The sequence below is a fragment of the Arthrobacter globiformis genome (assembly GCF_030817195.1).
Lineage (GTDB): Bacteria > Actinomycetota > Actinomycetes > Actinomycetales > Micrococcaceae > Arthrobacter > Arthrobacter globiformis_D.
On record NZ_JAUSYZ010000001.1, the window covers coordinates 1,310,463 to 1,323,077 of the forward strand.

Below are 12,615 nucleotides of genomic sequence, written 5' to 3' on the forward strand. Positions count from 1 at the left end.
ACGTGGCACCCGGCCCATAAACGGCCGGGTCATCAAAGGAAAGAGGAATCATGCCCGAGACACCAAACGGCATCGTCGCCGGCTGGCTGGAGCAGTTCGACGAGGCGCTGCGCACGAAGGACACCGACGCCGCGCTCGAGTTGTTCGAGGAAGAATCGTACTGGCGCGACTTCGTGTCCTTCACCTGGAACCTCAAGACGATGGAAGGCAAGGACAGCATCAGGCGAATGCTCGATGCCACCCTCGACGACGTCGGGCCGCATAACTGGGCGCTCGCCGAGGATGCCACCGGCGATGCGTCCAGCACCGAGGCCTGGGTGACATTCGAGACTGCGCAGGCCCGCGGCTACGCCCACATGCGCCTTCGCAGCGGCAAGTGCTGGACCCTGCTCACCACCATGCAGGAGCTCAAGGGATTCGAGGAGAAGAAAGGTCCCAACCGCGAGCAGGGCGTGGCCCACCGCATCGAGAAAGGCCGACGGTCCTGGCTTGAACTCAAGGAGGAGCAGGCTGCCAAGCTTGGCTACGAGGAGCAGCCCTACACTGTGATCATCGGCGGCGGCCAGGGCGGCATCGGACTTGGCGCACGGCTTCGCCGGCTTGGTGTTCCCACCATCATCATTGAGAAGAACGCGCGGCCGGGTGACTCGTGGCGAAACCGCTACAAGTCCCTGCACCTGCACGACCCCGTCTGGTACGACCACCTGCCGTACATGAAGTTCCCCGACGACTGGCCCGTCTTCGCTGCCAAGGACAAGATCGGCGACTGGCTGGAGTACTACACCCGGATCATGGAGCTCAACTACTGGTCCAGCACCGAATGCACCAACGCACGCCGGGATGAAGACCGGGGCGAGTGGGAAGTCAGCGTGGTCCGCGACGGCGAACCGGTTACCTTGCGCCCGAAGCAGCTCGTCTTCGCGCTGGGCGTTTCCGGTTATCCGAACGTTCCAAAGTTCGACGGCGCCGAGTCGTTCCTGGGGGAGCAGTACCACTCGTCCAAGCACCCGGGCGGCGGGGACTGGACGGGCAAGAAAGCTGTGGTGATCGGGTCCAACAACTCGGCGCACGACATCTGCGCCGACCTCTGGGAGCACGGTGCCGACGTCACCATGGTCCAGCGCTCCTCCACGCACATCGCCCGCAGCGAGTCGCTCATGGACCTTGCGCTCGGCGACCTCTATTCGGAGAAGGCGCTCGCCAACGGGGTGACCACTGAGAAGGCCGACCTCCTGTTCGCCTCGCTGCCGTACCGGATCCTGCCCGAGGCACAGATCCCGGTCTACCAGGAGATGGCGCGGCGCGACGCCGACTTCTACTCCGAGCTTGAGGCCGCCGGCTTCGACCTTGACTTCGGCGTGGACGGTTCCGGGCTCTTCCTGAAGTACCTGCGGCGCGGTTCCGGCTACTACATCGACGTCGGCGCCTCGCAGCTGATCATCGACGGCAGGGTGAAACTCGCCAACGGCCAGGTCGGCAAAATCACGGGCAACGCCGTCGTCCTCGATAACGGCACGGAGCTGGAAGCTGACGTGATCATCTACGCCACTGGCTACGGATCCATGAACGGCTGGCTTGCCGATCTGGTGTCGCCCGAGGTGGCGGACACGGTCGGAAAATGCTGGGGGTTCGGTTCTGACACACCCAAGGACCCGGGTCCGTGGGAAGGGGAGCTGCGCAACATGTGGAAGCCCACCAACGTGGAAAACCTCTGGATTCACGGCGGCAATCTTCACCAGAGCCGGCATTACTCCAGCTACCTCGCGCTGCAGCTCAAGGCACGCATGGAAGGCTTGCCCACCCCGGTGTACGAGCTGCAGCCCTCCCACCACACCCGCTAAGAGGAGTACGTCATGAAAGCGGCACGTTTTCACGGCCAGCGCGACATCCGGATCGAGGACGTTCCGGAGCCGGAGCTGCGCCCGGGCGCGGTCAAAATCGCCGTGGCCTGGTGCGGCATCTGCGGAACCGACCTGCATGAATTCCGGGGTTCATCGGCCTGGGCGGCGGCGGGGGTGGACTCAGCGAAAAAATCGTCGTCGACTCGCGCTGGGTCCATCCCGTGGGCTCCATTCCGCTGGAGGAAGCTGCGCTGATCGAGCCGCTGTCCGTGGCCTATCACGCAGTCAGCCGCAGCGGGCTGACTGCGGGGAACGTGGCCGTCGTCGGCGGTGCCGGGCCCATCGGCCTGCTGACATCGGCCGTGCTCAAGGGACTGGGCATCACAACGATCGTCACGGAACTGTCCGCCGCCCGGAAGGAGAAAGCGGCCTCTTCGGGCGTCGCCGACCACGTCATCGATCCGAGTCAGGAGGACGTCAAGGCACGTGTGCTGGAACTGACCGCGGGGGAGGGCGCCGATGCTGCCTTCGAGTGTGCCGGCGTCAATGCGGTGCTGGACAGCATGCTCGACTTGGTGCGGCCAGCGGGTGTTGTGGTCAATTGGACGATCTCGTGGACAAGGGATTCGACACCCTGATCAACCACAACGACACCGCGGTCAAAATCATCGTGCACCCCTAGGGAAGCGGGCCAGCCAGCAGACATGTCCGACGGCGGCACCCAACTGGGGTGCCGCCGTCGGCATGCCTGAGGTGCTTTGCGCAGTGGACTCGACCACACCCGGAATAGTTGCACACGCTAGGCAGTTGGAGCTGGTGAACCTGATGCATTCTGAAAGGAACTCCGCATGCTGTTTTCCCCGCTGACACTCGGCGAGCTCGAACTTTCCAACCGCCTCGTCATGGCCCCGCTGACCCGTCTTCGCAACGGCGTGGAAGGCGTCCCCGGACCCCTGGTCGTGGAGCATTACCGCCAGCGCGCGTCGCTTGGCCTGATCGTCAGCGAGGGAACCTACCCCAGCCCGGCCGGCCGCTCCTACCCGGGACAGCCCGGGCTGGTGACCCCCGAGCAGATCGCCGGCTGGAAGAAGGTTACCGACGCCGTCCACGCCGAGGGCGGCCGAATTTTCGCCCAGATCATGCACGGCGGCCGCGTCTCGCATGAGGACATCAACGGCGGCCACCGCGTCGTGGCTCCCAGCGCCATCGCCGTCGAAGGTGAAACGCGGACCTACAACGGCAAGCAAGCGCACCCCGTCCCGCACGAGCTCTCCATTGACGAGCTGCCTATTGTCCGGGAAGAGATCGTCACGGCGTCGCGCAATGCCATTGAGGCAGGGTTCGACGGCGTTGAGCTGCACTCCGCTAACGGTTACCTTCTCCACGAGTTCCTGGCGCCCAACACCAACGTCCGCACCGACAGCTACGGCGGTTCGCCCGAGAACCGCGCCCGCTTCGTCATTGAGACGGTGAACGCAGTCGTGGAGGCGCTCGGCGCCAACCGCGTCGGAATCCGCATCTCGCCCGAACACAACGTTCAGGGCATCGAAGAGACCGACGCCGCCGACGTCCGGGCAACTTACGAGGTGCTGGTCAACTCCATCGCCCCGCTGGACCTGGCTTACCTGAGCATCCTGCACGCCGACCCGACCGGCGATCTGGTGCAGGACCTGCGGTCACGCTTCAACGGCACGTTCCTGGTCAACACCGGCTTCGGCGTCATCACCACACGCGAGGAAGCGCTGGCGCTCGTGGCTGACGGCCACGCGGACGCCGTCGTCGTGGGCCGGCCCGCCATCGCCAACCCGGACCTCGCCCGCCGCTGGCGCGAAGGCCTGCCGCTGAACGAACCGGACCAGTCCACGTTCTACGGCGAGGGCGCGAAGGGTTACACCGACTACCCGGTGTACCAGCCCGCCTGACCCTCGCGCTGGTGCAGCACGCCTTTTGAACAGCCAAAGGAACCACCCGTTCGCCGGGTGGTTTCTTTGGCTTAACGGGGCGTTTTTTCTTGAGTGAATCTTGACCCTTTGACGCATGGAGTCCTGAGTTAGCCCCTGCATTGTTCTGTTCAGCAGGAAAACTACTCAGCATTTACCCGAAGGGTCTCATCATGAAGAACAGCGCACTGATCAAGGGAACCGCTGCCATCGCCGTTGGAGCTGCATTGCTGCTGGGCGGCGGCGGCACCCTGGCATCCTGGAATGCATCCGACACCCAAACCCCGGGCACCGTCGTCGCCGGTGACTTGGACGTGGTGGCCGACACTGGCGTCTGGACGGACCGCAACGGCGCCCCCGTCACCATCTCCACCTACAAGGTTGTCCCCGGTGACAAGCTGACCTACACCCAGGTCCTGAACGTGACCCTGACGGGCAACAAGATGGCTGCGAACGTCACCGCTACAGGCACCGGCGCGGTGAACGGATTCACCGCCGCCAACGTCGTCGTCACCGACCCCGTCCTGACCGTCGGCGGTACGGCGGTCAGCAACCCGCTGACCACCAGCGGCACGGTCACCGCCACGATCACCTTCGAATTCAAGTCCAGCACCACGGGCCGTTCAGATGTGACCAAGACCTACAACTTCGGCAACGTCTCCTTCGCCCTAAACCAGGTCACTCAGACGGGTCTGTCCTAAGCCGCTTCCGGCCGTCGCTCAGGGCGGCCGGAAGTCCAAACGTCGGCAGTTATCGAATGAGGGTCAGGAGGAGCCATGCGCATCCCGCGCCACCTGCGGGCCGCGGCGCTCGTCGCCGTGGCAGTGCTCCTGGGCCTCCTGACCGTTGAGGGCAGCTATGCACTCTGGTCTGCTGCTGCCTCCGCGGCACCCGGAACCGTGACATCAGCCTCTTTCGACGTGAACCTCTCGGGGCCCTCAACGCCGTCGACCAACATGACACTGGCAGGGGGACAGTCGGCAATCGTGGCGGTAAATCCGTCCGGTTCGCTGACGCCGGGAAGCGCTGTCTATTCCAACGTTTCGGTTACCAACAATTCCGACGCCGGAGGCCAATTCAACCTCAGCGTCGCCACGGGCCCGGCGGCAAAGAGCAATGTTGCGCCGGGTGATATGGCGCAATATCTCACTGTCAGTGCCAAGTTCGCGGCAAATGCAGCCGCCTGCGGCACAACGGCGTACACCAACATCGCTGCTGCCGGACTAGCACCGGTGGCCGTCGCAAAATTGGCCAGCACAACGCTGTGTTTCGAAGTCAAACTCGCCTCCAACGCTCCAGCCACCGTGAAAGGACAATCCGTGACCATCACGATTCCCCTCACCGCCACGCAGCTCTGCGGGGTGCCCAGTGGCTGCGCCTAGTATTCTTCCGACGTCGGAGGCCGCAGTGGCCGGTCCGGCTGACGGTCCGGATTCCGGCGTCACCGGCGGGGCCGGTTCGGCGACCGGCGGTTCCAAGGGCAGCGTCCGCGGCGGCCGCAGGGCTGTCCGGTGGCTCGTGGCGGCAGGCAGAACCGTCAACTTCGTGCTGCTGGTGGTCGCGGTGTTTGCTGCACTGGTGCTCATCCTGGTCCCCAAGGCCGCGGGGTCCCAGACCTACGCGGTGCTGACGAACTCGATGGCGCCCAAGTACTCGCCGGGCACCTACCTGGTGGTCAAGCCCACCGCTTTCAGCGAACTGAAGGCCGGGGATGTCATCACGTTTCAGCTGGAGTCGGGAAAACCCGCGGTGGAGTCTCACCGCATCATTGGCTTTGGAACCACGCAAACGGGGGAGAACACCCTCATCACCAAGGGTGACAACAACGACATCACCGATCCCAATCCCGTTCGCGAGCCGCAGGTGAAGGGCAAGCTCTTCTACGCCGTCCCGTATGTGGGCTACGTGGCCAACGCACTGGGGAACGCAGACCGCGGCCTCTGGATGTCGGTGGGTGCTGCCGGCCTCTTCGGGTACGGCGCCCTGCTCATCTTCCGGCACATCCGCAGCCGGCGCCGCGAAACGGGTGCAGCGGCATGAAAACCCCCGACGTCGTCCAGGCCAGGGTCCCCGGCACGATGCTGGCCCTGTTCGCCTTCATGCTGACGGTGCTGCTGGGCATCGGCGGCACGTCCGCGGTCGCACTGTGGCAACAGTCAGCAACGGCGACGGTGTTGGTCTCCGCTGCCGCCAACTGGGGTCCCCCGACAATAACCTTGGCCTGCACGCCCAGCACCAACGAAAAGACTGCGACTCTCGCGGTAAGTTCTGCCCAGACGCCTACGCTGCTCACAATTGCTGCACGCCAAGCCAACGGCACCTATAGCCCACTCGCCATCGAGTACCCCGCCGACCTCAACGCGCAGACGTTCACGTTGACCGAGACCTCGCCCATCGTCATTGCCAACGCCGGTGCCACCTCAATGACTGTCCGCGTGACCGGTACCTTCTCGGACGGTCAGAAAGCGACCGCGGAATGGACCCTGGGCATCGTCACCACCGGCGGGAAGGTCAAGTGCGCGCCGTAACGTCTGCCTGAACCTGCCAGCCTTCCCCGAGGCGTCCCTATAGGATCTGATCATGCAAAAAGCGTCCAACGGCACCCGCGCCGGCAGCCGGCCCGAGGATCCGACCGGGCGCAAGGCAGGCCGGACTGTCAGCCGCCAGGTCCTGGCCGACCACGTATACGAGGAGCTGCTGGCCTCGCTCATGGACGGCCGGCTGGAACCAGGGGCGGCCGTCAGCATCGACGGAACTGCCCGCGAGCTGGACGTTTCCCCGACCCCCGTCCGCGAAGCATTGGCCCGCCTGGAACACACCGGCATGGTCCGCAGGGTGGCGCTCAAGGGTTACCGCGTGGCGCCGGTGTTCACCCGGGAGGACTTTGCGGATCTCATGGAGGCCCGCCTCGCGATCGAGCCAGTCAACGCCCGGCTTGCCTGCGCGCGCCTGAACCCGCACCGTCTCGCCGAGCTTGAGCAAACAGTCACCGACCTGAAGTCGGCGCCGCGCGGCCCGTCCTTTGCTGAGTACAAGGACTACCTCGAGGCCGACGAGCGCTTCCATCAGCTGATTGCCCAGCAGACGGACAACCAGTTCCTCGTCGGCGCCTACGCTGCACTCGGGGGACAAGTCCAACGCTTCCGGCTTTTCGGGGGAGTGGGGATCACCGATGCCGAGAATGCCATCGCTGAGCACCAGTCCGTCCTGGACGCATTGTCCGGCGGCGATCCCGAGAAGGCCGAAGCCGCCATGGCAGCCCACATCCAGAAGGTCCGCGAGCGCGCCATGGCGGACGCTCCGGAGGAGTAGCGGCACTCGCGCAGTAGCGACGGCGCACCCCAAGTAGGTAGCAGCAGCGGGCGTTCCCAGCCGTGGGAACGCCCGCTGCTGCTACCCAGTTGGGGGAGGCGTAGCGTGGGAGGTGCAATGACTTCATGCCTCGAACGTGAGGCCCTTCACATGCCGACGGCATCCCTATAGGATCTTCGATGGTCGGTAATCACGGCTGGCGGCGAAGTAGGTGTGACCTTGACAACTCCATATAGATAGTAAATCCTATAGGAAACAGGATCCACGAGGGAGTGAACACCATGGCTTACACCGCCGACAACTGGCCCATCACCGCGGCACTGCTGCAGTTCCCGGGCGTCGACGCTCAGGGCACCCACATCAACGACGCTGACGCCTCCGCCTGGGCGGAGGTCTTCACGGAGGTCAAGGAAGCCGGCTTCGCCAACGCCGATCTCACCGACAGCTGGGTCCGTCCCGGCGATCTGAGCAAGCAGCGCCTCGCCGAGTTCAAGCAGACCGCGGACAGCGTCGGCATCGGCATCCCGGTCATCTCCGCCATCCGCCAGAGCGTGATCGAGGAGGGCAAATGGGAGGACAACCTGGCCTACAGCCACCGCACGATCGACGCCGCCGCTGAGCTCGGCTGCGAAGTGGTTTCCTTCGGCCTGCACCAGGCCATCACCCCGGAACAGCAGAAGCAGCTCTGGTTCTGGACCGTCGAAGGCTACAAGGACCCGGTCGGCGACAAGGAAGCCTGGAACAATGCCGTTGCCCGTTTTCAGGAACTTGGCCGCCACGCGGCAGAGGTGGGCGTCCTGCTCTCGCTCGAGATGTACGAGGACACCTACATCGGCACCGCGGACTCCTCCGTGCAGTTCGTCCAGGACATCGGCCTGTCCAACGTCGGCCTCAACCCCGATCTGGGCAACCTGATCCGCCTGCACCGGCCGATCGAGGACTGGCGGGAAATGGTTGCCAAGACCCTGCCGTACTCCAACTATTGGCACATGAAGAACTACATCCGTGACGAGGACGTGGCACGCGACATGTACGTTGGCATGCCTGCCCCCATGGAAAGCGGCCTGATCAACTACCGCGAGGCGTTCAAGGTTGCCCTCTCCGTGGGCTTCCAGGGCATCCTCTGCACCGAGCACTACGGCGGCGACGGCCTCTCCGTGACGGCCAGCAACCAGGATTACCTGCGCCGCCACGTGCTGCCCAAGAAGGAAGGCTACGCCCTCGGCCAGAGCCAGGTGGCGCAGGGCCGTCAGCAGCCCGCCGCCGTCGCCCACTAAGACAGCCCGGCAGAACCGACCAACCAACCCGGATTCAATGAGGAACCATGACCCAGATCTTCGACAATCCCGCTGATTTCGCAGACGAGGCGCTCGACGGCTTCGTGGCCGCCAACCGCGGGTACGTTGCCCGCGTGGACGGCGGCGTCGTCCGCTCCACCGAGATCCCCGCCGGCCAGGTGGCCCTCGTGGTGGGCGGCGGCTCGGGACACTACCCGGCCTTCGCCGGCCTGGTCGGGCCTGGCCTGGCCGCCGGGTCCGCGTGCGGCAACATGTTCGCCTCGCCGGCTGCCGGACAGGTTTACCGCGTGGCCAAGGCGGCAAACGCCGGGGGCGGCGTGCTGCTGAGCTACGGCAACTACGCCGGCGACGTCCTGCACTTCGGCCAGGCACAGCTTCGGCTCAACGCCGAAGGCATCGAGACGCGCACCGTGCTGGTCACGGATGACATCGCCAGCGCGCCGCTGGACCAGATCGAGAAGCGCCGCGGCATCGCCGGCGACCTGACGGTCTTCAAGATCGCAGGCGCCGCGGCCGAGGCCGGTCTGAGCCTGGACGAGGTGGAGCGGCTCGCCATCAAGACGAACTACCGTACGCGTTCGCTCGGCGTCGCCTTCGACGGGTGCACCCTTCCCGGCGCATCCGAGCCGCTGTTCCACGTCCCGGCCGGGCAGATGTCGCTGGGCCTGGGCATCCACGGCGAACCGGGCATCTCCGAGCACCCCATGCCCACCGCGTCCGAGCTCGCCGAGTTGCTGGTCTCCCGGCTCCTCGAGGACAAGCCGGACGACGCCGGCGACCGAGTGGTTGCCATCGTCAACGGCCTGGGCACGGTCAAGTACGACGAGCTGTTCCTCCTTTTCGGCAAGGTCGAAAAGCTCCTCAGCGCCGCCAACCTGACCGTCGTGGAACCGGAGTGCGGCGAACTCGTCACGAGCCTGGACATGTCCGGACTCTCGCTCACCCTGCTGTGGCTCGACGACGAACTCGAGCAGTTCTGGGCCGCGCCGGCCGACACCCCTGCCTTCCGCAAGGGCAACACAGCGCCGCGCGCCCGCCGCGAACTCTCCAGAGTCGAAGACACAGCCGCCGAGGAGACCGAAAAGGCAACCGCGGCGTCCGCTGACCTGGGCCGGCTGGCAGCCGCCGTCCTCGCCCAGGTGCGGGACGTCGTCGTCGAGCATGAAGCGGAACTCGGCGACCTGGACGCGATCGCCGGCGACGGCGACCACGGCATCGGCATGCGCCGCGGCGTTGATGCGGCCGCCGCGGCCGGCGAGCAGAAGGCAGCAGCCGGAACCTCGGTTGAACGCGTGCTCACCGCCGCCGGCGAGGCGTGGAGCGAGCGCGCCGGCGGAACGTCGGGGGCGCTGTGGGGTACCGCCGTGATGGCAGCCGGCCTCGCGCTCGGCAACCGCGATTCGTACGCCGCCGGGGACGCGGCCGCCGCCGTGTCCGCCTTCAGCAACGCCATCACCGAACTCGGCAAGGCAGAGCCGGGGGACAAGACCATGGTTGACGCCCTCGTGCCGTTCCGGGACGCGTTCAAAGAAGCGTTCGACGGCGGGGCCTCCCTGGCGGGTGCGCTCACCACCGCCGCTGCCGCGGCGAACGAAGCAGCCCGCCGGACCGCGGACCTGCGACCCCTCAAGGGCCGCGCCCGCCCGCTGGCTGAAAAGAGCCTTGGCCACCCGGACCCCGGCGCAGTCTCGTTCGGACTGATCGCCGAGCGCGTGGCCACTTACCTCGCATCTGATGCGGCCGCTTCCACACCGGCCGCGTCCCACATGGCCTCGACGGCCGGAAAAGGAGCAACGGAATGAGCAGCACAGAAGGCTGGCGCATTGTCATCGGCAACGATGAGGCCGGCGTTGAATACAAGGAAGCACTGAAGGCCCTGCTGGAGGCGGACCCCCGCGTTGCCTCCGTCGAGGACATTGGCGTCGCGGCCAACGACTCCACCGCGTACCCGCACCTGGCTGTGGCGGCCGCCCGCAAGGTGGCCGAAGGAGAAGCGGACCGCGCGCTCCTGATCTGCGGCACCGGCCTTGGCGTGGCCATCGCCGCCAACAAGGTCCCCGGCATCCGCGCCGTCACGGCGCACGACAGCTACTCCGTGGAACGCTCCGTCCTCAGCAACAACGCCCAGGTCCTCACCATGGGTCAGCGCGTCATTGGGCTGGAACTTGCCAAGAAGCTCGTGGGCGAATGGCTGGAGCACCGCTTCGATGAAAACTCCTCCTCCGCCGCCAAGGTGGAGGCCATCTGCTCCTACGAACCCGACTACACGAAGGCCGACTGAACATGACCGAAACACCCACCAGCTCACGCAAGTTTGCCGTCGTCGGATCCGGCTACATGGGCGGCGGCATCGCCCAGGTCCTCGCCCTCGGCGGGGCACGCGTTGCCCTCGCCGACGTATCCGCCGAGGTGGCACAGAAGAACTACGAGCGCCTGCTCACCGAGTCCGACCAGTTCGTGGCGGACGGCCTGTTTCCCGAGGGATCCACCGAGATCCTGAAGCAGAACCTCTGGGCCGCGAAGGACATCGAGGAAGCCGTGGCGGACGCCGACTTCATCGAGGAGGCGGTGCCCGAGGTCATCGCCATCAAGCACGAGACGCTGGCCCGCATCAGCGCCGCCGCCCGGCCGGACGCCATCATCGGCTCCAACACCTCCACGATCTCCATCGCCGAGCTCTCCCAGCCGGTCGCCAACCCGGAGCGCTTCCTTGGCGTGCACTTCTCCAACCCGTCGCCGTTCATCCCCGGCGTCGAGATCATCCCGCACGAGGGCACCTCCACCGAGACGGTTGCCGCTGTCCGCGACCTGGTCCACTCCGCCAACAAGCAGACGGCCGTGGTCAAGGACGTCACCGGCTTCGTGCTGAACCGCCTGCAGTACGCGCTCTTCCACGAGGCCGCGCAGCTGGTGGAGCAGGGCATCGCGACGGCGGAGGACGTGGACACCCTGGTCCGCACCACCTTCGGCTTCCGGCTGCCGTTCTTCGGCCCCTTCGCCATCGCCGACATGGCTGGCCTGGACGTCTACAACTTCTGCTACAAGTCGCTGCAGACCGACTTCCCGGAGCGCTTCGCCACACCGAAGATCCTCACGGACCTTGTGGAGGCAGGCAAGCTCGGCACCAAGACCGGCGCGGGCTTCCTGAATGTCCCGGCCGAGCGCACCCCCGAGCTGATCGCCTACCGCAACAAGGCCTACGTCGCCATGCAGAAGCTCATCGAGGAACTCGGCCCGGCCCCGATTAACTAATCTCCACCCGCAAGGACCGTGCCCGCAGCCGGGCATGGTCCCGCTGCGCCATGCCCAAAATTCAACGCTTAGGAGCACATCCATGAGTACCTTTCCGCCCGAGCGCACAGCCATTGTCACCGGTGCCGTCTCGGAGCGCGGCATCGGCCGGGCCACCGCCAACTACCTGGCAGAGCAGGGCTGGAACATCGGCATCATCGACCTCGACGACGCCCTCTGCCGGGCCACGGCCAAGGAGATCGCCAGCCAGTACGGCGTCAAGGCCCACGGCGTGGGCGCGAACGTCGCGGACGAGGCATCGGTCCGGGCAGCGATCGACTCCATCGAGGCGGAGCTGCCCCAGATCGTTGCCCTTGCCAACGTTGCCGGTGTCAGCTCGCCGGTCCCGTACCTGGAACTCGACGCCGCCGAATGGGACCGCGTGCTCAACATCAACCTCAACGGCGTCCACTACGCCACCCGCCGCGTCGCCGAATCCATGGCCAAGCACCGGATCGGCCGCATCGTGAACATCTCCTCCGTCTCCGCGCAGCGCGGCGGCGGGACGTTCTCCAAGACCCCGTACTCCGTGGCGAAGGCCGGCGTGATCGGCCTGACCCGTGCCACGGCCCGTGAACTGGGGGAGTACGACATCACCGTCAACGCCATCTCGCCCGGCCCCATCGACACCGACATCATGGGCGGCACCCTGAGCCAGGAACGCAAGGACGAACTGGTCAAGGACCTCGTGGTCAACAGGGTCGGTTCCACCCGCGACATCGCCGCAGCCATCGCCTTCCTCATCAGCGAGGACGCCGGATACATCTCCGGCCAGACGCTGAATGTGGATGGCGGCCTCTACATGCACTAGGAAGGACCGATCATGGCTTCCAACCGGAACACCCAGTCCACCCGGCGGGCAACCGCACAAGCGGGTCCCCGCGGGCATCAGCTCGTGGACCAGGGAACGCAAGATCTACCTGGCCATCGGCG

Annotated in this window: 12 protein-coding genes and 1 pseudogene; all 13 read left to right on the plus strand. The window is 65.9% G+C overall.

Annotated elements, in window-relative coordinates:
• The first annotated feature begins 50 nt into the window (after positions 1 to 50).
• The 13 genes and pseudogenes from QF036_RS06015 to QF036_RS06075 all read left to right on the plus strand — a co-directional run bounded on the left by QF036_RS06015 (position 51) and on the right by QF036_RS06075 (position 12,493).
• Positions 51 to 1,841 (plus strand): NAD(P)/FAD-dependent oxidoreductase, encoded by a 1,791-nt coding sequence (locus QF036_RS06015; RefSeq protein ID WP_307100090.1) that lies wholly within the window; start codon positions 51 to 53, stop codon positions 1,839 to 1,841.
• A gap of 12 nt (positions 1,842 to 1,853) precedes the next feature.
• Positions 1,854 to 2,523 (plus strand): annotated as a pseudogene (locus QF036_RS06020) (zinc-binding dehydrogenase).
• A gap of 166 nt (positions 2,524 to 2,689) precedes the next feature.
• The gene (locus QF036_RS06025) at positions 2,690 to 3,763 is read left to right on the plus strand and encodes an alkene reductase (protein WP_307100092.1); all 1,074 of its coding nucleotides are present in this window, start codon (positions 2,690 to 2,692) and stop codon (positions 3,761 to 3,763) included.
• Between the two features lie 191 nt (positions 3,764 to 3,954).
• The gene (locus tag QF036_RS06030; RefSeq protein ID WP_307100094.1) at positions 3,955 to 4,482 is read left to right on the plus strand and encodes an alternate-type signal peptide domain-containing protein; all 528 of its coding nucleotides are present in this window, start codon (positions 3,955 to 3,957) and stop codon (positions 4,480 to 4,482) included.
• Between the two features lie 75 nt (positions 4,483 to 4,557).
• Entirely contained in the window at positions 4,558 to 5,163 is a 606-nt protein-coding gene (locus QF036_RS06035) for a hypothetical protein (RefSeq protein ID WP_307100096.1), read from the plus strand.
• Positions 5,150 to 5,821 carry a signal peptidase I gene (locus tag QF036_RS06040; protein WP_307100098.1) on the plus strand — a complete coding sequence of 224 codons (672 nt, stop codon included), beginning with the start codon at positions 5,150 to 5,152 and terminating at the stop codon, positions 5,819 to 5,821. Before QF036_RS06035 ends, QF036_RS06040 begins: the two co-directional genes overlap by 14 nt.
• Positions 5,818 to 6,309 (plus strand): hypothetical protein, encoded by a 492-nt coding sequence (locus QF036_RS06045; protein WP_307100100.1) that lies wholly within the window; start codon positions 5,818 to 5,820, stop codon positions 6,307 to 6,309. Before QF036_RS06040 ends, QF036_RS06045 begins: the two co-directional genes overlap by 4 nt.
• A 52-nt stretch (positions 6,310 to 6,361) precedes the next feature.
• Entirely contained in the window at positions 6,362 to 7,093 is a 732-nt protein-coding gene (locus QF036_RS06050) for a GntR family transcriptional regulator (protein WP_307100102.1), read from the plus strand.
• A 281-nt stretch (positions 7,094 to 7,374) separates the two neighbouring features.
• Positions 7,375 to 8,370: a sugar phosphate isomerase/epimerase family protein gene (locus QF036_RS06055; RefSeq protein ID WP_307100104.1), complete on the plus strand. Its 996-nt coding sequence runs from the start codon at positions 7,375 to 7,377 to the stop codon at positions 8,368 to 8,370.
• Between the two features lie 47 nt (positions 8,371 to 8,417).
• Positions 8,418 to 10,193 carry a dihydroxyacetone kinase subunit DhaL gene (dhaL, locus tag QF036_RS06060; protein ID WP_307100106.1) on the plus strand — a complete coding sequence of 592 codons (1,776 nt, stop codon included), beginning with the start codon at positions 8,418 to 8,420 and terminating at the stop codon, positions 10,191 to 10,193.
• Complete coding sequence (locus tag QF036_RS06065; RefSeq protein ID WP_307100108.1) at positions 10,190 to 10,672, plus strand: ribose-5-phosphate isomerase; 483 nt, start codon at positions 10,190 to 10,192, stop codon at positions 10,670 to 10,672. Before dhaL ends, QF036_RS06065 begins: the two co-directional genes overlap by 4 nt.
• Before the next feature lie 2 nt (positions 10,673 to 10,674).
• Positions 10,675 to 11,643 carry a 3-hydroxyacyl-CoA dehydrogenase family protein gene (locus QF036_RS06070; protein ID WP_307100109.1) on the plus strand — a complete coding sequence of 323 codons (969 nt, stop codon included), beginning with the start codon at positions 10,675 to 10,677 and terminating at the stop codon, positions 11,641 to 11,643.
• Between the two features lie 82 nt (positions 11,644 to 11,725).
• Positions 11,726 to 12,493, plus strand: coding sequence for an SDR family NAD(P)-dependent oxidoreductase (locus tag QF036_RS06075; RefSeq protein ID WP_307100111.1), 768 nt, complete (start codon positions 11,726 to 11,728; stop codon positions 12,491 to 12,493).
• Positions 12,494 to 12,615 lie beyond the last annotated feature (122 nt).